Source organism: Kitasatospora sp. NPDC085895, from assembly GCF_040702125.1.
Taxonomy (GTDB): Bacteria; Actinomycetota; Actinomycetes; order Streptomycetales; family Streptomycetaceae; genus Kitasatospora; species Kitasatospora arboriphila.
On sequence record NZ_JBFBJY010000029.1, the window covers coordinates 1 to 23,364 of the forward strand.

Genomic DNA, 23,364 nt, shown 5'->3' on the forward strand with positions numbered 1-23,364 from the left:
CCCGGGGGGGCCGCCCGGCCGTCGCCGGTCCTGCGGGGTCGGGCCGTACGGGGTCAGGAGGAGGAGTCCCCGCCGACCGCGACGCCGATGCCGTAGCCCGAGGCGTCGCCGCCCACGGCGAGGGCCGCACCCTCCGCGGAGGAGGCGTCGCCGCCCACCGCGAGCGCGTGCTCGATCAGCGCGTCGGCGTCGCCGCCGACCGCGAGGGCCTCGCCCTCGGCGGAGCCGGCGTCGCCGCCGAGGGCGAGCGAGCCGTGGGCGGCGGCCGCGCCCGCGGTGCCGAAGACGGCGAGGCCGGAGATGAGCGCGGCGGTGGTGATCCTGGCAAGGCTGGAGCGCATGAGTCCTCCTGGTCGGGAAGCCGGACGGCACCGATCCTGCGGCCCGCACCGCCCGCGTACGAACCGACACGGCCCGATCACCCGCCCGCCTCACCTCGACGGAGCAGCCCGTGCGCCGTCCGGGCGACCCGCGGCGGGCCCGGGCGGCGGGTCAGCGCCCCGCGCCGGGCGGCAGCTCCAGTTCGTACCAGACGACCTTGCCGTCCTTGGTGCCGCGCACGCCCCAGCGGTGCGCCAGCTCGTTGACCAGGTGCATGCCCCGGCCGCCCTCGTCCTCGGCGCGGGCGCGGCGCAGCCGGGGCTCGTGCCGGTCGCGGTCGGCGACCTCCACGGTGAGCACCTGGTTGCGGAACATCCGCAGCTGCACGGGGGCGCCGGCGTGCACCAGGGCGTTGGTGATCAGTTCGCTGGTCAGCAGCTCGACCATGTCGCTGAGCCCGTTCAGGCCCCATTCGGTGAGCGTCTCGCGGGCGAACCGCCGGGCGTGCCGGACCATGGCGCGGTCCCCGGCCAGGGTGAGGGTGGCGAGCCGGTCGCTGCCGATCGGTCGCGAGTGCGCCATGATCACCGCGATGTCGTCCTGCCCGGCGGCGGCGCCGAGCGCGGCCAGCACCGCGTCGCAGGTCTGCTCCAGCGAGCTGCGGCGCTCGGCGACGGTGCGGCGCAGCAGGTCGATGCCCTCGTCGAGGTCGCGGCCGCGGCGTTCGACCAGGCCGTCGGTGTAGAGGACGAGGATGGCGTCCTCGTCGAGCGTGGTGTGCACCGACTCGAAGGGCACGCCGCCGACGCCGAGCGGCGCGCCGGGCGGCAGTTCGAGCAGTTCGGTGGAGCCGTCGGCGCGGGCGATGACGGGCGGCAGGTGGCCGGCGGTGGCGGCGGTGCAGATCCGGTCGACCGGGTCGAAGAGCACGCAGACGCAGGTGGCGAACTGGCCCTCGCCGATCGCGGCGGCCGCGTCGTCGAGCCGGCGCAGCACCCGGGCCGGGTCCATCTCCAGGGTGATCAGCGTCCGGGCGACGGTGCGCAGCTGGCCCATGGTGGCGGCGGCCCGGATGCCGTGGCCCATCACGTCGCCGACGATCAGCGCGACCCGACCGCCGCTGAGCGGCACCACGTCGAACCAGTCGCCGCCGACCTCGCTGATCACGCTGCTGGGCAGGTAGCGGTGGGCGATCTCCAGGCCGGGGGTGCGGTGCACGTCCTGCGGCAGCAGGCTGCGCTGCAGGGTGAGCGCGGTGTCCCGCTCGCGGCGGTAGATCCGGGCGTTGTCGATGCAGACGGCGGCCCGGGCGGCGAGCTCCTCGGCGAGCGCCACGTCCGCGTGCGTGAAGGACTCCGGGTTGTGGGTGCGGACGAACTCGACGCCGCCGAGCACCGTGCCGCGGGCGAGCAGCGGCACCATCAGGTACGAGTGGACGCCGGCCTCCAGGCTGGGGGCGATCCGGTTCGGGTGGGCGACGATCCGGCGCAGTGCGGCCTCGTCGACGTGCGGCACCAGGATCGACCGGCCGGTGCGCAGGCTCTGCGCGTACAGCTGCGCGGAGCGCGAGCCGCCGCCGACCGGGTCGGCCGCGCCGATCATGGTGCCGCTCGCGCCGACCTCGCCGACCGCGACGGCCCGCAGCATCACCGAGCCGTCCCGGGGCACCGGCTCGGGCTCGTCGCCCTCCAGCACCGACTCCAGCAGGTCGACGGTGACGAAGTCGGCGAACCGCGGGATCACCACGTCGATCAGCTCCTGCGCGGTGCGCTGCAGGTCGAGGGTGGTGCCGATCCGGGTGGACGCCTCGTTCAGCAGGGCGAGCCGGGCCTGCGCGGCGCCGGCCGCCTCCAGGGCGCGCTGGCGCTGCTCGGCGGCGTCCCGCTCCCGGGTGTAGAGCAGCGCGTTGTCGATGGCGACGGCGGCCCGGGAGGCGAGCTCCCCGGCGAGGCGCAGGTCCTCCTGGTCGTACGGGCGCTCGGTGACGCTGCGGTAGAAGGTGGCGACGCCGACCGCGGAGCCGCGGGCGATCAGCGGCACCACCATGACCGAGCGGACCCCCTGCTCGCGGACGGCCGCGGCCCGTTCCGGGTCGTCGTTGAACCAGTTCAGCGACGCTTCGTCCAGCTCCGGCAGCAGCACCGGGCGGCGGTGGGCGAGCACCCAGGCGTACGGCGTCGACGGGTGGAAGCGGTGCACGCTGCCGACCGGCGCGATCGGGCTCATGCCGCTGCCCGGCACGGTGTGGAAGGCCATCCGGCGCAGCACCGCGGACCGGTCGGCGCGGCCGGGCACCCCGGTCTCGGCGCCGCGCACCAGGGCGTCCAGCACCTCGACGACGACGGTGTCGGCGAGCCGCGGGCTGGCCGTCTCGGCGAGCTCCCGGGCGGTCTGCGCGAGGTCGAGGGTGGTGCCGATCCGGGCCGAGGCGGCGTTCACCAGGGCGAGCCGCTCCTGCGCGGCGCGGGCCTCGGTGAGGGCCTGCTCGCGGGCCTGCGCGGTCTGCTGCTGGTGCAGGTAGAGCCGGGCGTTGTCGATGGCGACGGCGGCCCGGGAGGCCAGTTCGTCGCCGAGGGTGCTGTCCTCCGGGCCGAAGCCCTCCCGCTCGGGGCTGCGCGAGTACACCACCATGCCGAGCACGGTGCCGCGGGCGACCAGCGGCGCGACCCGCACCGGCCGCGGCCGGTCGTCGAGGTAGTCGCGGACGCGCTCGGTGAGCGCCTCGTCGGCGAGCAGCGGCAGGTCCCAGTTGGGGGCGACGATCGTCCGGCCGGAGCTCAGCGCCTGCTCGTACACCGATCCCGGCGGGATCCGGTACACCGCCTCGGTCGGCAGCTCGCCGATCGGGTGCTCCGGATCGGCGGTGGCGACGGCGAGCCGGCGCACCCGCAGCCCGTCCTCGCCGGCGGTCGCCTCCGCGCCGGAGACGAGGTGCTCCAGGGCGAACACGCCGACCGCGTCGGCCAGCCGCGGCACGATCACCTCGGCGAGCTCCCGCGCGGTCTGCCGCAGGTCCAGCGTGGTGCCGATGGAGACGGTGGCCTCGGCGAGCACCGTCAGCCGCTCGCGGGCCATCGCCGCGGCGTGCTCGGCCCGGTACCGCTCGGTGACGTCGACGATGGTCGAGCTGACCCCCAGCACCTGCCCGCCGGGCTCGTCCAGCCGGAAGTACGACGCCGACCAGGCGTGGTCGTGCGTCGGGTCGCTCGGGGTGCGGCCGTGCGAGCGGGAGTCGACCACCGGCGGCCCGCCGTCCAGGACCTTGCGCATCACCGCCTCGACCTCGCGGCCGTTGATGCCGGGCAGCACCTCGGTGACCCGCCGGCCGAGGTGCTCGGCGACCGACAGGCCGTTGATCTTCGCCAGCGCGCTGTTCAGCCGGACGAACCGCAGCTCCGAGTCGTACACGGCCATGCCGACCGGTGACTGGGTGAAGAAGCCGTCCAGCACGGCGAGGTCCGCCTGCAGGCGGCGCAGCGCCGTGACGTCCGAGGCCACCGCGAGGACGAGCGGCCGCCCGTCGGGCCCGGCGATGGGGTGGGTGCGGAACTCCAGGTTCACGTGGTGGCCCTCGCGGTGCTTCACCGGGAACACCCCGGACCAGGCCCGACCGCTGACGATGTGGTCGAACAGGGTCAGCACGTCGCTCCGCTGGTCCTCGGTGATCAGCAGGTTCGCGGCGAACTCGCCGATCGCCTCCTCGGTGCTGTAGCCGAGCAGCATCTCCGCGTCGCGGCTCCAGTGCAGGATGCGCCCGTCCTCGGCGATCAACGCCGTCGCGATCGGCACCATGAGCAGCCCGTCGCGGGCGTGCCCGTCGGGCCCCTCCGCAGCCGGATCCCGGCGGTTCGGGGAGCTCGTGCCCTGCTCGGGATTGTCCATGCCAGGCACCGTCCAGAGATCGGCCTTCCGCCCTGCCATCCTCCCATGGCAGCCGGAGCCCGCCCAGAGGAGCGCACGGCCGTACGGGCGTCCCGGTGCGGCCGATAGGGTTCGCACGGTGAGACGCAGGCCAGGCATCCCGGCGAGCCCGCTGCCGCAGCGGGACGGCATCGACGCGGTCCGGCTCCGGCTGCCGCCGGACGGGCCGTGGCCCACCGCGGGCGCGTACCTGCTGGAGCGCTACGGCCGGGCGGTCGGCCCCGAGCGGGTCGCCGACATGCTGCGGGCGGGCGTCTTCGTCACCACCGACGGCCCGCTCACCGCCGACACCCCCTACCGGCCCGGCGGCTACGTCTGGTTCCACCGGGACCTGGAGCCGGAGACCCCGGTGCCCTTCGCCGTCGACGTCCTGCACCGGGACGAACGGATCCTCGTGGTCGACAAGCCGCACTTCCTGTCCACCACCCCGCGCGGCCGGCACGTCACCGAGACGGCCCTCGCCCGGCTGCGCCGCGACCTCGGCCTGCCCGGCCTCAGCCCCGCCCACCGGCTCGACCGGCTCACCGCCGGACTGGTGCTGTTCGTCGTCCGCCCCGAACTGCGCGGCGCCTACCAGGGCCTGTTCGAACGCCGCGCGGTCCGCAAGGAGTACGAGGCGGTCGCCGGGCTCGACCCGCAGCGGCCGATGCCGGTCACCGTCCGCAGCCGGATCGTCAAGGAACGCGGCGAGCTCGCCGCCTTCGAGGTCCCCGGGGAGCCCAACAGCGAGAGCCGGATCGAGCTCGCCGAGCACCGCGACGGCCTCGGCCGGTACCGGCTGCACCCGCACACCGGCCGCACCCACCAGCTGAGGCTGCACATGGCCTCGCTCGGGCTGCCGATCCTCGGCGATCCGCTCTACCCGCGGGTGCTCACCGAGCCGGCCCCGGACGACTTCCGCCGCCCGCTCCAACTGCTGGGTGCTGTGCTGGAGTTCACCGACCCGGTGAGCAGGGAGCCGCTCCACTTCGAAAGCCGCCGCACCCTGGCCGCCTGGACCTCCCCCGAAACCTGGGGCAACGCATAGGGGTGCCGCTCACGTCCCGTCCGAAGCGATCGCCCGTACGGTGGCGACGGTGTCGGCTTCGGCGGCGGTCTTGTCGGGGCGGTAGCGGACGACCCGGGCGAACCGCAGGGCCAGCCCGGCCGGGTAGCGGGGGCTGCGCTGGAGGCCGTCGAAGGCGACCTCGACCACCAGCTCCGGACGGACCTGCACCTCGTAGTCGCCGCGGCCGGTCTCCCGCGCGAGCAGCTCCCGGGTCTGCCAGGCCAGCAGTTCGTCCGTCAGCCCCTTGAAGGTCTTGCCGAGCATCACCCACTCCGGCAGGCCCGCCTCGCCGCCGGACCGCGCCCCCAGGTGCAGGTTGCTCAGCCACCCGCGGCGCCGCCCGGTGCCCCACTCAGCGGCCAGCACCACCAGGTCCAGGGTGTGGTGCGGTTTCACCTTGATCCATCCGGCGCCGCGGCGGCCCGCCTCGTACCGTGCAGCGAGGTCCTTGACGACCACGCCCTCGTGGCCGCGGCCGAGCGCGTCGGCGAGGAAGCCGACGGCCTGCTCCGGGTCGGCGGTGACCAGCCGGGGCACCCGCCGCGGTTCGTCGACCAGGCCGGCGAGGGCGGCCCAGCGGCGTTCGCCCGGTTCGTCCACCAGGTCGGTGCCGTCGAGGTGCAGCAGGTCGAAGAAGTAGGGGTGCAGCGGCACCTCGGCCCGCAGCCGTTCCGGGTCCTGCCGGGAGGCGGTGCGCGCCGCCGTCACCTGGAACGGCCGGGGTCTGCCGTCCGGGCCCAGGGCGATCGCCTCGCCGTCCAGGACGGCGGCGCGGACGGGCAGGGCCAGGGCGGCCTCGACGAGTTCGGGGACGCGGGCGGTGATGTCCTCCAGGCTGCGGGTGAACACCCCCACCTCGCCGCCCGACCGGTGCACCTGCACCCGGATCCCGTCCAGCTTCCACTCCAGGGCCGCGGGGGAGACCTTCGCCAGTGCTTCGGCGACGCCCGGTGCGGAGGAGGCCAGCATCGGCCGCACCGGCCGGCCGACCTCCAGTCCGAAGGCGGCCAGCGCCGCCGCCCCGCCGGTGAGCGCCGCCTCGGCGACCGCCCGGGCCGAGCCGCGGAACATCAGCGCCCGCCGCACCGCAGGGGCGGGCACCCCGGCGGCCTCGGCGACGGCCTCCGCCATCACGCCGTCCAGCGCGCCCTGCCGCAGTTCGCCGACCAGCACGCCGCGCAGCAGCCGCTGTTCGGGGGCGGTGGCCCGTCCGAAGAGGGAGTCGAGCAGGGTGCGCCGGGCGGCCTGCGCGCCGCGGCCGCGCACCGCCGCCAGGTCGCCGAGCAGGGTCTCGGTCTCGGCCGTCCCGAGCGTGGCCTCCGGGGCGGGCGGGGGCAGCTCGCGCAGAGCCGCGTAGCCGACGCCGACGCGCATCCGGCGGGACTCGCCGGAGAGCAGGGCGACCGCCGCCGGGGCCTCCTGCGGGCCGAGGTCGCGCAAGCAGTCCGCGAGCAGGACGATCTTCGCCGTCCGGCCCGGCTCGGCGGCCACGGCCTCGGACGCCCGGGCGACGCGTTCCAGCACGGCCGACTCCCTCCCGCGGCGGGTCGCTGCCTGCCATCCTGCCCCGTCGGCGCGGCCGCCGCCGGTCCCGGCCCGCGACCGGTCAGAGCGGGCCGAGGGGGACGGTGGTGCCGGTGAGGGTGTCGTAGCTGCGGCCCGCGTCGAAGCTGCCGGTCAGGTCGGGGTGGCGGCCGACCACGGTGTGGGCGAGTGCCAGCTCCTCGGGCTCCAGCCGTCGGGTCAGGCCGATGTGCGGGGCCCAGCGGCCGGGCAGGTAGTGCGGGTTGGGGTCCGCGGCGCCGTCCAGCAGGAGCTGGACGCGGCGGTGCAGGTCGACCAGTTCGAAGGTCGGGACGACCGCCCAGCTCAGCACCCGCCGGCGGCTGCGCGCGGAGAACGACAGCAGCCCGGTCAGCCGGACCGGCAGCGGCAGTGCCTCGGCCAGCAGTTCGCCGATCGCGTCGAGCGCCCCCTCGGGCGCGGCCCCGCAGGAGGCCAGGGTGAGGTGCGGCCGGTGCCCGGGGTGGGTGTTGTGGGCGAGGCTCGGGAGGCCGGCCTCCGAGAGCTGCTGCCAGACCTCGCGCACCGCCGCGTCGAGGGCGGGCGCGCAGGTCAGCTCGACGGTCTGCATGGGCCCACGCTACGGCCCGGCCCCGGCGCCCCGGCCGACGGGGTTCACCGCCGCGGCGGCCCTGCACGGGCGCCCGGCCGCCCGCCGGGCGACCATGCGAGGGTGACCACCACCGAGAGCAGCCCGCCGGCCCCGGCCGCCGCGCCGCCCGTCCTGGACCGGCGGCAGCGCAACGTCGTCTTCGTCACGATCATGCTCGGCATGCTGCTGGCCGCCCTCGACCAGACGATCGTCGGCACGGCGCTGCCGACGATCGTCTCCGACCTCGGCGGCGCCCAGCACATGTCCTGGGTGGTCACCTCGTACCTGCTCGCCGAGACGGTCACCACCGCGCTGGTCGGCAAGTTCGGCGACCTGTTCGGCCGCAAGCTGGTCTTCCAGGTCTCGGCGGTCGTGTTCATCACCGGCTCGTTCCTGTGCGGCCTGTCCACCGACATGCTGATGCTGATCGCCTGGCGGGCCATGCAGGGCGTCGGCGCGGGCGGCCTGATGGTCACCTCGATGGCGCTGATCGCCGACGTGATCCCGCTCCGCGAACGCGGCAAGTACCAGGGCGCGATCGGCGCGGTCTTCGGCGTGGCCACCGTCATCGGCCCGCTGCTCGGCGGCCTGTTCACCGACCACCTGACCTGGCGCTGGGCCTTCTACGTGAACGTGCCGATCGCGATCGTGGTGGTGCTGGCCGCGGCCCGGACGATCCCCTCGGTGCGGGCCCCCGGCCGCCCGGTCATCGACTACCTGGGCATCGCCCTGGTCGCGGTCGGCGCGAGCGCGGTGATCCTGGCGACCAGCTGGGGCGGCAACGAGTACGCCTGGAGCTCGCCGGTCATCCTCGGCCTGTTCGTCGGCGGCGCCGTAGCCCTCGGCCTGTTCTGCCGGGTCGAGACCCGGGCCGCCGAGCCGATGCTGCCGATGCGGCTGTTCCGCAACCCTGTCTTCACCGTCTGCGCGGTGCTCAGCTTCATCGTCGGCTTCGCGATGCTCGGCGCGCTGACCTTCCTGCCGACCTTCCTGCAGTACGTCGACGGGGACTCGGCCACCGTCTCCGGGGTGCGGACCCTGCCGATGGTCTTCGGTCTGCTGATCGCCTCGGTGTTCAGCGGCACCATGGTCAGCCGCACCGGCCGCTACCGGATCTTCCCGATCGTCGGCTCTGCCGTGATGGGCGTCGGCCTGTACCTGCTGTCGCTGATGGACGCCGACACCCCGGCCTGGCTGCAGTCCCTCTACATGCTGGTGCTCGGGGCCGGCATCGGCCTGAGCATGCAGGTGCTCACCATCGCCGTGCAGAACACCGTCGACTACGCCGACCTCGGCACCTCCACCTCCGGCGTCACGTTCTTCCGCACCCTCGGCAGTTCCTTCGGCACGGCCGTGTTCGGCACCATCTACACCAACACCCTCGGCCCCCGGCTCGCCGAGGGCATCGCGACCTCCGCCCGGCTCACCGGCGCCGACCCGGCCGTCCTGCTGAACGCCGCCCAGAACCCGAAGGACCTGCACGCCCTGCCCGCCGACCAGGCCGCGCCGATCGTCGACGCCTACGCGGACGCCCTGCACACCGTGTTCCTCTGGACGGTGCCGGTGGCCGCGGTCGGCTTCGTCGTCGCGCTCTTCCTCAAGCAGGTGAAGCTGCGCGACTCCACCCGCGCCTCCTCCACCGACATGGGCGAGGGTTTCGCCTCCCCGGTCTCCGGGGACTCGGCGCGGGTGCTCGAACTCTCCGTCGCCAAGATCATCCGAGGTACCGACCAGGACACCGCCCGGGACGTCGTCGCCCGGTCCGGCACCCGGCTGGACATCGCCGTGGCCTGGGCCGTCATGCAGGTCGAACTGTTCACCCGGACGGTCGGCCACGCCTCGCTCACCCTGATCGCGGCCCGCCGGCGGCTGCCCGGCGAGGTGCTCGAACCGGTCTTCGACCGGGCCGTCGGAGAGGGCTGGCTGTCCCGGGTGAACGGCTACTACATGCACACCGAGGCGGGGCAGCGGGAGGCCGAGCGGATCGGCGGCGCCTGGGCCCAGTGGCTGAACGACCAGCTGGAGCAGGAGGCGGGCCGCCCCCGCAGCGCCGAACTCCGCGCCGCCGTCCACGCCATCGCCAAACGCCTCATCGCCGAGGACCTCACCGAGGGCCTCCCGTCCCGCGAACTGGGTGACCCGGCGGGGGTCGGCAAGCACTAGAGAGCCACCGGGGGCGCGCGGGGGTACCTCCCGGTGGGTGCCTCAGTCCCGCAGGGTGGCCGCGAGGAGGGCCACGTCGTCGTCGGCGGTGGGGGAGAGGCCGGTGAGGACGGCGTCCAGGAGCTGTTCGCCGCCGGCGTGCGGGGGGAGCCGCAGGTGGGTCAGCCGGGCGAGCGAGGCGTCGATGGCCTCGTCGCGGCGCTCGACCAGCCCGTCGGTGTAGAGCAGCAGGTGGTGGCCGGGCGGGCACTGCGCCGTCACCTCGGGGAACCCGCCGAACCCGGCGGCGAGCGGCGGGCCCGGCTCGACCGACAGCAGGCGGACCGTCCCGTCGGGGGCGACCAGGGCGGGCGGCAGGTGCCCGGCGCTGGCGAAGGTGCAGGTGCCGGTCCGCGGGGACATCACCACCGCGAGGCAGGTCGCCGGCCGCCCGGTGGCGAGCGGCGCGGTCAGCCGGTCCATCCGGTCCAGGACGCGGCCGGGCGGCAGGTTCCCGGCGGCGACCATCCGCAGCATCGCCTGGTAGTGGCTCATCTCGACGGCGGCCTCCAGGCTGTGCCCCATCACGTCGCCGATGGCCAGCAGGGTGCTGCCGTCCGGGCGGGCCACCGTCTCGTAGAAGTCGCCGCCGACCAGGGCGCTCGCCCCGGCGGGCCGGTAGCGGAAGGCCACTTCGAGGCCCGGGTGCGGGGCGCCGGGCTCGGCGAGGAGGGCGCGCTGCAGGTCGAGGGCGATGCCGTGCTCGCGGGTGAAGCGGCGGGCGTTGTCGATGCTGACGGCGGCCCGCAGCGCCAGGTCCGCGACCACCACGGTGTCCTCCGGGGTGAACACCGGCGAGCTGCCGGCCCGGAGCAGGGTGACCGTGCCGAGGGCGCGGCCGCGGGCCAGCAGCGGCACCACCAGACCGGAGTGCACGCCGCCGCGGCGCAGCGCCGCCAGCCGGTCGGGGTGTGCCGCGGCCCGGCCGAGGCGGTCGTCGGCCGGCATGTTCTCGATCACCGGGCGGCCGCTCTCCAGCGCCCGCCGGGCGGCCGAGCCGGGTTGGTGGTCGATGTGCTCGCCGGCCTTGCCGAGGGCCGCCGCGGTCTCCTCCAGCTCGGGTACGGAGACCAGGGAGGCGCGGCGCAGCCGCAGGACGCCGGGGAGGGTGTGCGCGGCGGGGGCCTCCTCGGGCGGCAGCACGTCCACCGAGGCGGCGTCGCCGAGCTCGGGGACGAGGAAGCTGGCGAGTTCGACGCAGGTGGTGTCCATGTCGAGGGTGGTGCCGATCCGGGTGGAGGCGCTGTCGAGCATGGCGAGCCGCTCGCGGGCGCGTTCCAGTTCGTTCTGCTGCTGCCGGGAGGCGGTCACCTCCAGCACGATGCCGGCGATGCCGACGACCGTGCCGTCCACCTCCAGCCGGTGGTAGGCGCCGTGGAAGTAGCGCCGGGCGAGCGGGGAGGGCACCCGGGTCTGGCCGCTGGAGGTGGTCTCGCGGGGTACGCCGTCGGCGAGCACGGCCCGCAGCACGTCGAGCCGGGCGTCGATGCCGGGCACGACCTCGGCGATGGTGCGGCCGATGTGGTCGGCGGCCGGGGCGCCGTTCAGCCGGGCCAGCGCGGTGTTGACGTACACGTACCGCAGGTCGGTGTCGAGGACGCCGACCGCGCCTGGTGTGCCCTCCAGCAGCTCGCGCACGGGGGACGGCAGTGCACGCCACACGTGGTCGTGGGACACCGGCGTCACCGCCTTCCGGCAGCAGGTCTGCCCTCCATCGTCGCGGGCGGGCCGGGCGGCTGCATCCGCACCCGGCCCGGCGCCGACTTGCCGCCCGCCCGGGCGCTGACAAGGTGGAGAGCGAGCCCTAGGCCCGGAGAGGGGTGCACCCGTGCAGCCGAACGACCGCGTCCGCACCGACGCCGCTCTGCTGGAGGCGCTGTTCACCCGCGCCCCGGCCGGTCTGTTCGTGCTCGATCCGGATCTCCGGGTGGTGCGCTTCAACACCGCGGCGCGCGGCATGCGCGGCATGCCGCCGGACGCCGTGGTCGGCCGGACGGTGGAGGAGTTCGCCCCCGGGTTCCCGCACGAGAAGCTGACCGAGGTCGCCAGGTCCGTGCTGGCGACCGGCAACTCGGTGCGGCGCCTGCGGGTCTCCGGCACCCTCCCGCACGACGCCGGCAAGCGGATGGTGGTGTCGCTGTCGGTCTTCCGGCTGAACGCCCCCGGCGGCCGGGTGCTCGGCCTCGCCGTGATGGCCGAGGACGTCACCGAGCAGCAGACCACCGCGGACCGGCTGGCGATCCTGCACGACGCCCAGCGGCTGATCGGCTCCACCCTGGACCCCTCCGCGACCGTCGGCGAACTCGCCGAGGTGACGATCGGGCGCTTCGCCGACGTCGTGATCGTCGACCTGCTGGACGACGTGCTGCGGGGCCGCCGGCTGCAGGCAGGCCCGGTCGCCGCGGACGCACCGCTGCGCCGGGTGGTGCTGCGCTCCGTGGAGGAGTTCCGGAGCAGGACACCGGACGGCGAGCTGACCTCCCTGCACTTCCCGACCGTGCTCAGCCAGAGCATGCACGACCACCGCCCCCGGCTGATCGCCCACCTCACCCCGGACGAGCCGCTGCTGGCGGCCGACTCGGTACGGGCCCGGCGGCTCGCCGAGGCCGGCGCGCACTCGCTGATCGTCGCGCCGCTCACCGTGCACGGCACCGCCCTCGGCCTCGCCGTCTTCGTCCGCACGGCCACCGAGGAGCCGTTCGACCAGGGGGACCTCGAACTGGCGGCGGAGCTGGCCGACCGGACGACGCTCAGCGTCCACCGGGCCTGGCAGTACCTGCACGAGCGGACCATCGCGACCGCACTGCAGCGCCGGCTGCTGCCCGTCCGCCCGCCCGACCTGCCCGCCGTCGACACCGCCTACCTGCACCTGTCCGGAGACGCGGGGGCCGACTGGTTCGACGTCGTCCCGCTCTCCGGCGGCCGGGTCGCCCTGGTGTGCGGCACGGTCGCCGGACGCGGCGTCGAGGCGGCCGCCACCATGGGCCAGCTGCGCACCGTCGTGCAGACCCTGGCCCGGCAGGACCTGCCGACCGACGAACTGCTCGGCGTCCTCGACGAGACCGTCCGGCGGCTGGCGGATGAGACCGTCCCCGAACCGGGCGAGCCGCCCGTCCTCGCCAGCTGCCTCTACCTCGTCTACGACCCGGTGACCGGCCGGTGCAGCGCGGCCGCCGCCGGCCACCCGCCGCTGGTGCCGATCGCCCGCGACGGCAGCCTGCTGGACTTCGAGGTGCCCGTCGGCCCGGCGCTCGGCCGCGGCGGCGGCGAGGGCTACGAGGCGGTCCACGCCGAACTGCCCGAGGGCAGCCTGCTCGCCCTGCACACCCGCGGCCTCACCGCCGGCTCCGACGACGGCGACCGCTCCGGCCGGAACCGGCTGCGCAGACTGCTCGCCCACCCCGACCGCAGCCTGCGCGAACTGTGCGACGACGTCGCGTACGCCGCCGTCCCGCACCGCCTCGACGAGGACGCGCTGCTGCTGCTCGCCCGGACGAAGCTCTTCGGCAGCGACCGGGTCGCGCTGTGGACGCTGCCCGCCGACCCGGCCGTGGTCTCCACCGCGCGCACCCTCGTCTCCCAGCAGCTCGCCGCCTGGGGACTGGAGACGATCGCCGCGGACACCGAACTGATCGTCAGCGAGCTGGTCACCAACGCCATCCGCTACGGCCGCGGGCCGGTGCGGCTGCGGCTGATCCGCGACCGCGGGCTGCTCTGCGAAGTCTCCGACAGCAACTCGGCCGCCCCGCACATGCGGCTCGCCCGCAGCGGGGACGAGGGCGGCCGCGGCCTGTTCCTGGTGATGCACCTGAGCCGCCGCTGGGGCACCCGGTACGGCGAGCGCGGCAAGACCGTCTGGTCCGAGCAGCCCGTCCCCGAGTCCGTGCGGGCCGCAACCATCGCATGATCAACTCGTTGGATGATCTGCAGTCCACCCCGGCTGCAGTCCACCCGGCTGCCGCCCGAACCGCGGGGCCCGTCCGACGATCCGCGCCGCGGGGCGGGACTCGACGCGAACCGCCGGACCAGCACTAGCCACCGGAGCCCGCTCCCATGGACCGCCCCACCCTGCGCCGCCCCGCGCCGCGGCCCGCCGCTCCCCGCCCGCCCGAGCCGGACGCGGTCGAGCCGCCGCGGCCGCTCCCCGGCGGCCCGCCGCGCGAGGACGCGGTGCAGAGCGACGCCGAGGAGGTCCTGGTCGTCAACTACCGCCGCCTCGCCCGGATCGCCTACCTGGTGCTGCCCGCCGGGGCCGACCGCCGCCGGCGCCTGCTGCGCGCCCACGCCGTCACCCAGCGCGCCCTGGCCGGCTCGCCCTGGCATCCCGCCGCCCGCCGCGGCCCCGCCGAGGAGCTCTACGAGGAACTGCGCGACCGCGTGGTGCGCCGCGCCCTCGGCGCCGCCCACCGGCCCGGCGACCGGGCCGTCCGGCTGCTGCCGCAGGTCTGGGGCCTGCGGCTGACCACCGCCGACGGCGGCCCGGAGGCCGTCGCCCTGGACCGCGCCCTCGCCGCACTGAGCCCGGCCGGACGCGCCGCCTACGCGCTGCGCGCCGTGGACGGCCTGCCGCCCGCCGAGGTCACCGCCGTCCTCGTCCGGGCCGGCGGGACACGCCCCGACCGGGCCCGCCGCGAGGCCGCGGCCGTCCCCGCCGACCTCGCCGCCCAGTGGGACGGCGAGCGCTTCGACCCGTGCACCGTGCGCGTCCAGCCCGGCGACCTGATCCGCCGCCGGCGCGCCGCCCGGATCGCCGCCGCGGCCCTGCTGCTCCTGCCGTTCGCCGTCGGTGCCCACATGCTCCGGCACGAGTCCCGCGCGCCCGCCCTCCGGCTGCCGAGCTCCGACGCGGTCACCGCGGCCCGTCCCGACGCACTCGTCCGGGCCGACCCCGGCCTGTGGCGCCGTACCGCCCGGCTCGACCACACCGCCTGGCCCGCCCGGGGCGACCGCACCGGCGACCGGGCCCTGCTCGGCCGCGCCCTCGCCGCCTGGGACGGCGCGGCCCCGGGCACCGGAGCCACCGGCCGCGAACCCACCGGCCGCGAACCCGGCACCGCCGGCGGTCCGCCCGCCGCACCCCCGCAGCTGCTCTACGCCGGCAGCGTCGACGGCGACGAGGTCGTGCTGCTCTCCGACGGCGGCCGGATCGCCCGCTGGACGGACGGCCGCGGCCTGCAGCTCGCCCGCGCCGACGACTCCGACGTCACCACCGCTGCCGCACTGGTGCTGCACCGCACCGGCGACGCCGTCCGCTACCTGCTCGCCCCCTGGATCTCCGAGGCCTCGCTGCGCAGCCTCCGCGCCCCCGACACACCCGCCCGCCCGCTCGGCCGGAGGGACGGCGTCACCGACCCGGTGCCCGCACCCCCGGCGGACCGATGCCAGGACCTCACCGCCCTGCAACTGCGCTCCTCCCGCGAGGTCGCCGAGAACCACGCCTTCCTGCTCGCCGACCTCGGCGGCCTCGCCCCCGCCCACCTCACCTACACCCCGCCGCCCACCACCGGGGCCGCCCGCGCACCCCGCGAGGCCACCGGGAGCGAGGCGCTGGCCACCTGGGCCCGCACCGTCTGCGCGATCCCGGAGCGCGCCCCCGGGGTGAAGGCGCTGAACGCCTGGGCCTTCGCCGTCCAGCCGCTGCCCCAGCGGGCCGGCACCGCTACCTGGGTCTGCCTGCGCACCGACCGCTGGAACGGCACCGGCTCCGCCGCCACCGAACTGCTGCTGCCCGGCGCCGCCGAACCGGCCAGGACCGGCTACGCCGAGGGCCGCGGCTGCAGCCGCTTCGACCAGGACACCGTGGCCTGGAGCCGGTGGCGCGCCCCCGACGGGCACGACCTGCTGCTCGCCGCCGCCAGCCGCCGCGTCGTCAGCCTCACCGTCCACGAGCCGGGCGCCGCCGACCGGGCCGTCCGCGACCGCACCCTGGCGGTCGACCTGCCCGGCCCGGACCGGCCCACCGTCGAGGGCGCCCGCGCGGACGGCACCCCCGTCCGCCCGCTGCCCTGACGGGCCCGCCGCGGGCACCGCCGGCGCTCACCCGCCCGGCCGCCCCGGCGGGCCGCGAACGGCCGCGCCGCATACGGTCGTCGGGATCCCTGCGCACGGCCGGACACGACGACGGGAGGCCCGGGTGGCCACGACCAGCCTGCCGGAGGAGGCGCCGCCGGCACCCCCGCCCGAGCCCGCACCGCCGCGGCGGGTCGCCCTGCGGGCCCTCCTCGCCGCGACGGGCGCCTCGCTGCTGCTGATCCTCGCGATCGTGCTCGGCAGCCGCGGACTGCGCGACTTCGACTCCGCACTGGTGCCCTACGCCGTCGCCACCGTCTTCCTCACCTTCGGCGTCGTCCACCGCTACACCGTCTGGATCTCCGCCCCCGCGGCCGCCCGCCTGTTCCGCCAGGGACGGCGCGCCGCCCTCTCCCGGCACAACCTGCGCCGGCTGCCCACCGCCCTGCCCCGGCTCGCCGTCACCTACCTGGGCTTCCAGAAGTTCCTCGGCGCCCGCTCGCACGCCCGCTGGGCCGCCCACCAACTCCTCTTCTGGGGCTGCCTGCTGGCCGCCGCCATCACCTTCCCGCTGACCTGGGGCTGGTTCACCTTCACCGCCGTCGGTCCGGACGGCCCCGGCTACCGGATGCGGCTGTGGGGCATCGAGGTCTTCGGCTTCACCTACGACAGCGCCCTCGGCTGGGCGCTCTACCACGGACTCGACCTGGCCGCCGTGATGGTGATCGGCGGCAGCGGTTACTTCCTGTGGCGCCGGATGCGCGACCGGCAGGCCGTCACCGGACAGCGCTTCGGCTACGACCTCGTCCCGCTGCTCGCCCTGATCACCGTCTCCGTCACCGGGCTGCTGCTCACCTTCTCCGAGATCGCCCTCCAGGGCGGCGGCTACCAGTTCCTGTCCGTGCTGCACATGGCGTCCGTCGTGCTCACCCTGGTCCACCTGCCCTTCGGCAAGTTCTTCCACATCGTGCAGCGCCCCGCCGCCGTCGGCATGCAGCTGTTCAAACTGGTCTCCCGCACCGACGGCGAGATCCTGCACTGCCGCAACTGCGGCCGGCCGATCGACACCGCCGCCTACGTCGCCAACCTCCGCGGCACCATGCGCGACCTCCACCTCGACTTCGACAGCTGGGCCGAGACCTGCCCCCGCTGCAAACGGGTGCTGCGCGGCGGCGCCTACCTCTCCCAGGTGAAACGGGGCTTCCGGTGACCGGCTCCGCCCGCCGCATCGACCCGGTGATCGCCCCGCCCGGCACCCGCGGCTTCCGCGACGCGGGCGGTCTGCCGGCGGCCGGCTGGCGCGCGGACCTCGGCGACGAGACCCTGGTGCCCACCCACTGCTGCTTCTGCGGCGTCCAGTGCGGCATGTACCTGCGCGTCGCCGGCGGCAAGGTCTTCGGCGTCGAACCCCGCAACCACGACATCAACCGGATGCGGCTGTGCCCCAAGGGCATCAACGCCTACCAGCAGGTCAACCACCCCGACCGGCTCACCGCCCCGCTGCTGCGCCGCTCCCGGGGCGAGCCCTTCCGCGAGGTCGGCTGGGAGGAGGCCCTCGACCACGTCGCCGAACGCATCCGTGCGATCCAGGCCGAGTACGGCCGGGACGCCTTCGGCATGCTCGGCGGCGCCAGCCTCTTCTCCGAGAAGACCTACCTGGTCGGCAAGTTCGCCCGGGTCGCGCTGCGCACCCGGCACGTCGACTACAACGGCCGGCTCTGCATGGTCAGCGCCGTCGGCGCCAACAAGCTCGCCTTCGGCATCGACCGCGCCGCCAACCCGTTCGCCGACATCCTGCAGACCGACTGCCTGTTGATCGCCGGGGCCAACGTCGGCGAGTGCTTCCCGGTGATGACCCAGTACGTGTGGGGCGCCCGGGACCGCGGCGCGGTGCTGATCGTCGTCGACCCGCGGCAGACCGCGATCGCCCGCACCGCCGACGTGCACGTGGCGCTGCGCTCCGGCACCGACTCGGCGTTCTTCAACGCGGTGCTGAACACCGTCGTCCGCGAGGGCCTCACCGACGAGGCCTTCCTCGCCGGGCACACCAGCGGCTGGGACGAGGTCCGGGCGGCCGTCGCCGCGTACACCCCCGAACGGGCCGCGGAGATCTGCGGGATCCCCGCCGAACAGGTCGTCCGGGTGGCACGGCTGTTCGGCGCCGCGCCGCGCGCCATGGCCTGGCACGCCCGCGGCATCGAGCACCACACCCAGGGCGTGGAGAACTGCCTCGCCGTCATCAACCTCTGCACCGCCACCGGCAACCTGGGCCGCCCCGGCTGCGGCTACGGCACCATCACCGGCCAGGGCAACGGCCAAGGCGGCCGCGAACACGGGCAGAAGGCCGACCTGCTGCCCGGCGGACGGTCCATCCTCGACCCGGTGCACCGCCGGCAGATCAGTGAGATCTGGGGCATCGACGAGGCCGAACTGCCCACCGCCGGAACCTCGATGACGGAGATGGTGCACCAGATGCGGCGCCGCGAGATCCGCGGCCTGCTCGGCGTCTGCAACAACCCCTTCGTCTCGCTGCCGCACCACTCCGTGGTGAAGGAGGGCTACGACACCCTCGACTTCCACGTCCAGCTCGACTTCTTCCTCTCCGAGACCGCCGCCGACGCGCACGTCGTGCTGCCGGTCACCACCTGGGCCGAGGACGAGGGCGTGATGGCCAACGCCGAGGCCCGGGTGGTCAAGCACAACAAGGCCCAGGACCCGCCGCCCGGCGTCCTCACCGACACCCGGGTGCTCTGCGAACTCGCCGAACGCCTCGGCGCCGGCGACAAGTTCCGCTTCGCCGGCTCCCGCGAGGTCTTCGACGAACTGCGCCGTGCCTCCGCCGGCACCGTCGTCGACTACCACGGCATCACCTACGAGCGGCTGGAGGAGACCGGCGGCATCGCCTGGCCCTGCCCCTCCGTCGACCACCCCGGCACCCCGCGGCTGTTCGAGGACGGCCGCACCTACCACCCGGACGGCACGGTGCACCTGCAGGTCGTCGAGTGGCACCCGCCCGCCGACCCGTACGACGACGAGTACCCGATGACGCTGACCACCGGGCGCACCGTCGCGCACTACCTCTCCGGCAACCAGACCCGGCGGCTCGGCGGACTGGTCGAGCAGACCCCGCGGCCCTGGGTCGAGGTGCACCCCTCGCACGGCTTCCGCACCGGCGACGCCGTCCGCGTCGTCACCCGCCGCGGCGCGGCCGTGCTGCCCGCGCTGGTCACCGAGGCGATCCGGGCCGACCACGTCTTCGTGCCCTACCACTGGCCGTACCCCGTCGCCGCCAACCAGCTGACGATCGACGCCCTCGACCCGCGCTCCAAGATCCCCGAGTACAAGGTGTGCGCCGTGCGGATCGAACGGGCCGAGCACCTCGACGAGGTGCCCGCACCACCCGTGCCGCCCGGGCGCACCGCCTACCCGGAGGCGCAGGCCTCGCGCACCGACCCGCTGCCGCCGACCGCCCCGCAGGGGCGCGGCACCGCCGAGAGGGGCTGACCGGATGCTCGGCAGGACCGTCTTCATCGACCCCGGACGCTGCACAGGCTGCCAGGCCTGCGTCTCCGCCTGCCGCGAGTGCGACTCGCACCGCGGCAAGTCGATGATCCACCTCGACTACCCCGACGAGGGCCACTCGGTGGCCTCGCTGCCCACCCTCTGCATGCACTGCGAGGACCCGGTCGCGCCCTGCGCCCAGGTCTGCCCGGCCGACGCGATCCTGATCACCGCCGACGGCGTCGTCCAGGAGGCCGACCCCACCCGCTGCATCGGCTGCGCGAACTGCGTCAACGCCTGTCCGTTCGGCGTCCCCAAGATCGACCTCGACGCCAAGCTCCAGATGAAGTGCAACCTCTGCTACGACCGCACCTCCCGCGGACTGGCACCGATGTGCGCCACCGTCTGCCCGACCGGCGCCCTGTTCTACGGCACGGTCGAGGAGCTCCGGGCCGAGCGGCCCGGCGTCGAGGTCTCCGCGCAGTTCGCCTTCGGTGACGCCGAGGTGGCCACCGGGGTGGCCGTCGTCGTGCCGGCCGAGCGCCGCGCACCCGTCCCGGGCGGCCTGCTGCCGTTCGTCGAGGTCAACGGGCGGCCCACGTCCGGGAACGGAGCCCCGCGATGACCGACCCGTCGGACACCGGGGGGACCCCGCTCGAACACGCGGCGCTGGTCGACCGGATCTCCGCCGACTCCCTCACCACCCGCCGCGACTACCTGCGGATCGTCGCCACCGTCTCCGGCGGCCTCGCCGTCGGCTCCACCGTCGTCGCCGCCGGCGTACTGCCCCGGCACGGCGACGGCACCGCCACCCCGCTGCGGATCGCCGACCGGATCGGCCGCGGCCAGGCCGTCTCCTTCTCCTACCCCGGCGAGGACGACCGGGCGATCGCCGCCCGGCTCTCCGACGGCACCCTGGTCGGCTGGTCGACGATCTGCACCCACCTCGCCTGCGGTGTCGTCCGCCGCCCCGACCACGGCCGCGACGGCGACCTGTACTGCCCCTGCCACGAGGGCGAGTTCGACATCCGCACCGGGGAGGTCACCGCCGGACCGCCGCCCCGGCCGCTGCCCAGGGTGCTGCTCGTCGAGGACGCCCGCGGCGCGGTCTGGGCGGTCGGCACCGCCCGCTCAGGCGAGGACCCGCAGGCCGGCCTCTGCCGCGGCCTGCGCGAACGGGACCCGGACCTCGCCGACCGGATCGGCTGCGACTCGTGACCGCCCCCGAGGAGTACCACGCCGGCAGCGAACAGCCCGGCCTCAACCGGCCGCTGCACGAACGCTACCCGCAGATCCGGGCGACCAGCGGCTACGCCGACCCGCGGGTGCACTCCCCGGGCCCGGGGCCCGGCGCGGGCGGCGAGCACGAGCCGGAGCGCTCCTCGATGCTCAGCGCCCGGGTCGCACTCGTCTGCACCGTCGTGATCGGCCAGCTCTGGGCACTGACCGTGGCCACCGACGCCTGGATGGAGGGCCGCACCGGCACCGCCTGGTGGTGCACCGGATTCTCCGCGCTCTCCTTCCTGGTGGTGCTGGGCGTCTGGTGGTACGCGCCGCGGGGCGACCGGTAGCCGGCCCGGGACGGCCGGGCGGCGGGCTCGGCCGGGCGGAGAGCCGCCCGGCCGTCCCGCCCGCCTCGTCCAGCGCGGTCACCACCGCGTTCACCGGCCACCCGGTGGTGACGGCGGGCCGCCGGCGGAGGTCGTCGAGCCCGTGGACGCCGGCCCGGTCCGTGGGCCGGTCGCCGACGGCGCGGCGGGGCCGCCGGGCGGAGGGCGGCGCCACCCGAACGGCCGGTTCGGGAGGCGGGGGCGGGCCGCCACGCCCCACGGGGTATAACTGGCAGCGTGACCACCGATCTGCCTCCCTCGACCAGACCCGTGACACTGGAGCACGTCGCGAAGGTGGCCGGCGTGTCCCGGGCGACCGTCTCCCGCGTGGTAAACGGCAAGTCCACCGTGGACCCGGAGCTGCGCCGGATCGTCGAGGAGGCCGTCGCCGCGACCAACTACGTGCCGAACTCCGCGGCCCGCTCGCTCGTCACCCGGCGCACCAACTCGGTGGCGCTGGTGGTCTCCGAGGCGGAGCGCCGCGGACAGCCGCTCGACCCCTTCGTCGGCCGGATGTTCACCGACCCGCACTTCGGCCGGGTGGTGAGCGGCGTGATCCAGGTGCTGCGGCCGCAGGGGATGGCCATGGTGCTGATGCTGGCCGACGACGCGGAGTCGCGCGGCCAGTTGCAGGGCTACCTCCGGCAGGGCCACGTGGACGGCGTGATCCTGGTCTCCTCGCACGCCTCCGACCCGCTGCCGCAGTGGCTCACCGAGGCCCGCATCCCGGCCGTACTGGCCTCCCGGCCCGCCTCCTCCGCCTCGATCGCCTACGTCGACGTGGACCAGCGCGAGGGCGTCCGGCTGGCCGTCGACCACCTCGTCGGACTCGGACGGCAGCGGATCGCCACCATCAGCGGACCGCTGGACATGCCGGCCAGCCGGGAGCGGCTCGACGGCTTCCGCGACGCGCTCGCGGCGCACGGACGCGGCGAGGCCGTCCACGTCGAGGGCGACTTCACCCAGGACGGCGGGGCCGCGGCGATGCGGGCGCTGCTGGAGCGCGCGCCCGACCTGGACGCGGTGTTCATCGCCTCCGACCTGATGGCCCTCGGGGCGCTGCCGGTGCTGTCGCGCAGCGGGCGGCGCGTCCCGGAGGACGTGGCGGTGGTGGGCTTCGACGACAGCAGCGCGGCGCTGGCCTGCGACCCGCAGCTGACCACCGTGCGGCAGCCGGTGGAGGACATGGCGGCCGAGATGGCGCGGCTGGTGCTGCGGCAGATCGCGGAGCCGGCGAAGACGATGCCGATGGTGGTGTTCCGGCCGACGCTGGTCGTACGGCAGTCCGCCTGAGGGGTGCACCACGCGCCCCTGAGACGGCGCCTGAGGGGTGCACCACGCGCCCCTGAGACGGCGCCCGTATGAGAGAACGCTTTCCCTATCGGATGCGTTAGTCAGGTGCACGCCCATTGACACCGGGGGTTTTCGGGGGCACTCTCGTGGCGCTGGTGAGAGAGCGCTCTCTCGACATCGTCGGTCCGGAGGAGGACGGCTCGTGGACCTGACCGCCCCGGAGTGGCATCGGCCGACCCTGGAGGACGTGGCCCGGCGGGCCGGGGTGTCCAGGGCGACCGCCTCCCGGGTGGTCAGCGGGTCGCACCCCGTCAGCGAGCGCCGCCGGTCGGCCGTGCTGCGGGCCGTCGCCGATCTGCAGTACGTGCCCAACCAGGCCGGCCGTTCGCTGGTGAGCCGCCGCACCGGCTCCTACGCGCTGGTGCTGCCGGAGGGCATGGGCCAGGTCTTCTCGGAGGGCTTCTTCCCCACGCTGATCCGCGGGGCCACCGCGGAACTCGAGGAGTCCGACGAGCAGTTGGTGATCCTGCTGGCCGGGTCTGCGGCCGGCCGGCGGCGGATCGAGCAGTTCGTGCGGGGCGGCCACGTGGACGGCGTGGTGCTCGCCTCGGTGCACGACCGCGACCCGCTGCCCGGGTTGCTCGCCGGCACCGGCGTGCCCGTGGTCTGCTGTGAACGGGCCTACGGCGATGCGCGGTTGCCCTGTGTGGGCGTGGACAACGCGGGCGGTGCGGCCGCCGCCGTCCGGTACCTCAAGAGGATCGGCCGCACCCGGATCGCGACCGTGGCCGGGCCCTCGTCCACGCCGGCCGGGCAGGACCGGTTGGGCGCCTACCTGCGGGAGACCGTCCGGGGGCACCGCCGTCCGCTGGTCGCCGAGGCCGACTTCACGGTCGAGGGCGGGCGGGCCGCCACCGCCCGGCTGCTGGCGGAGGAGCCGCGGATCGACGGCCTGTTCGCCGCCTCCGACCTGATGGCCGTGGGCGCGCTGGAGGCGCTGCGCCGGGCGGGCCGACGGGTGCCCGAGGACGTGGCCGTGGTCGGCTTCGACGACGTGGACTGCGCCCGCACCGCCGAGCCCGCGCTCACCACCGTGCACCAGCCCATCGAGCAGCTCGGCCGCCAACTCATGCGCCTCGTGCAGCGGTTGGCGGCGGGGGAGGAGGCCGGACCGGCGCTGGTGCTGCCCACCGCACTGGTCCTGCGCGACTCCGCCTGACCGCTCCCCCCACCCCGAGGACGGCCATGGACCACACCCGCACGCAGCCGCCGGCCCGCGGACCGCCCGCGCCGGCCGCACCGCC

16 protein-coding genes are annotated in these 23,364 nt (G+C 75.5%); 11 read left to right on the forward strand and 5 right to left on the reverse strand.

Annotated elements, in window-relative coordinates; all coding sequences use genetic code 11:
• Positions 1–53: 53 nt before the first annotated feature.
• Positions 54–341, reverse strand: a complete 288-nt coding sequence (locus AB0442_RS19410; RefSeq protein WP_366164177.1) for a hypothetical protein — start codon at positions 339–341, stop codon at positions 54–56.
• Positions 342–492: 151 nt separating this feature from the next.
• Positions 493–4,203 (reverse strand): SpoIIE family protein phosphatase, encoded by a 3,711-nt coding sequence (locus AB0442_RS19415; protein ID WP_366164178.1) that lies wholly within the window; start codon positions 4,201–4,203, stop codon positions 493–495.
• A gap of 118 nt (positions 4,204–4,321) precedes the next feature.
• Between AB0442_RS19415 and AB0442_RS19420 the strand changes: the two genes are divergently transcribed.
• Positions 4,322–5,269, forward strand: coding sequence for a pseudouridine synthase (locus AB0442_RS19420; protein ID WP_366164179.1), 948 nt, complete (start codon positions 4,322–4,324; stop codon positions 5,267–5,269).
• A 9-nt stretch (positions 5,270–5,278) separates the two neighbouring features.
• Here AB0442_RS19420 and AB0442_RS19425 read toward each other — a convergent pair whose 3' ends face one another.
• The gene (locus AB0442_RS19425) at positions 5,279–6,814 is read right to left on the reverse strand and encodes an ATP-dependent DNA ligase (protein ID WP_366164180.1); all 1,536 of its coding nucleotides are present in this window, start codon (positions 6,812–6,814) and stop codon (positions 5,279–5,281) included.
• 82 nt (positions 6,815–6,896) lie between these two features.
• Positions 6,897–7,424, reverse strand: coding sequence for a 2'-5' RNA ligase family protein (locus AB0442_RS19430; RefSeq protein WP_366164181.1), 528 nt, complete (start codon positions 7,422–7,424; stop codon positions 6,897–6,899).
• A gap of 102 nt (positions 7,425–7,526) precedes the next feature.
• Here AB0442_RS19430 and AB0442_RS19435 point away from each other — a divergent pair, with 102 nt between their 5' ends.
• Positions 7,527–9,608 (forward strand): MDR family MFS transporter, encoded by a 2,082-nt coding sequence (locus AB0442_RS19435; protein ID WP_366164182.1) that lies wholly within the window; start codon positions 7,527–7,529, stop codon positions 9,606–9,608.
• A 42-nt stretch (positions 9,609–9,650) separates the two neighbouring features.
• Here AB0442_RS19435 and AB0442_RS19440 read toward each other — a convergent pair whose 3' ends face one another.
• Positions 9,651–11,324, reverse strand: a complete 1,674-nt coding sequence (locus tag AB0442_RS19440) for a SpoIIE family protein phosphatase (protein WP_366164183.1) — start codon at positions 11,322–11,324, stop codon at positions 9,651–9,653.
• 151 nt (positions 11,325–11,475) lie between these two features.
• Between AB0442_RS19440 and AB0442_RS19445 the strand changes: the two genes are divergently transcribed.
• The 9 genes from AB0442_RS19445 (at position 11,476) to AB0442_RS19485 (ending at position 23,279) form a co-directional block, all read left to right on the forward strand.
• Positions 11,476–13,554, forward strand: coding sequence for a SpoIIE family protein phosphatase (locus tag AB0442_RS19445; RefSeq protein ID WP_366164184.1), 2,079 nt, complete (start codon positions 11,476–11,478; stop codon positions 13,552–13,554).
• 146 nt (positions 13,555–13,700) lie between these two features.
• The gene (locus AB0442_RS19450; RefSeq protein WP_366164185.1) at positions 13,701–15,656 is read left to right on the forward strand and encodes a hypothetical protein; all 1,956 of its coding nucleotides are present in this window, start codon (positions 13,701–13,703) and stop codon (positions 15,654–15,656) included.
• 199 nt (positions 15,657–15,855) lie between these two features.
• Complete coding sequence (locus AB0442_RS19455) at positions 15,856–16,866, forward strand: MFS transporter (RefSeq protein ID WP_366164240.1); 1,011 nt, start codon at positions 15,856–15,858, stop codon at positions 16,864–16,866.
• On the forward strand, positions 16,863–19,160 hold the full coding sequence (locus tag AB0442_RS19460; protein WP_366164186.1) for a molybdopterin oxidoreductase family protein: 2,298 nt from the start codon (positions 16,863–16,865) through the stop codon (positions 19,158–19,160). The genes AB0442_RS19455 and AB0442_RS19460 overlap by 4 nt, the downstream gene beginning before the upstream one ends.
• A 4-nt stretch (positions 19,161–19,164) precedes the next feature.
• Entirely contained in the window at positions 19,165–19,782 is a 618-nt protein-coding gene (locus AB0442_RS19465) for a 4Fe-4S dicluster domain-containing protein (RefSeq protein WP_366164187.1), read from the forward strand.
• Entirely contained in the window at positions 19,779–20,375 is a 597-nt protein-coding gene (locus AB0442_RS19470; protein ID WP_344628106.1) for a Rieske 2Fe-2S domain-containing protein, read from the forward strand. The genes AB0442_RS19465 and AB0442_RS19470 overlap by 4 nt, the downstream gene beginning before the upstream one ends.
• Positions 20,372–20,728: a DUF6755 family protein gene (locus AB0442_RS19475; RefSeq protein ID WP_366164188.1), complete on the forward strand. Its 357-nt coding sequence runs from the start codon at positions 20,372–20,374 to the stop codon at positions 20,726–20,728. The genes AB0442_RS19470 and AB0442_RS19475 overlap by 4 nt, the downstream gene beginning before the upstream one ends.
• A 276-nt stretch (positions 20,729–21,004) precedes the next feature.
• Positions 21,005–22,060: a LacI family DNA-binding transcriptional regulator gene (locus AB0442_RS19480; protein WP_363539568.1), complete on the forward strand. Its 1,056-nt coding sequence runs from the start codon at positions 21,005–21,007 to the stop codon at positions 22,058–22,060.
• A 202-nt stretch (positions 22,061–22,262) separates the two neighbouring features.
• Complete coding sequence (locus AB0442_RS19485) at positions 22,263–23,279, forward strand: LacI family DNA-binding transcriptional regulator (RefSeq protein ID WP_366164189.1); 1,017 nt, start codon at positions 22,263–22,265, stop codon at positions 23,277–23,279.
• Positions 23,280–23,364 lie beyond the last annotated feature (85 nt).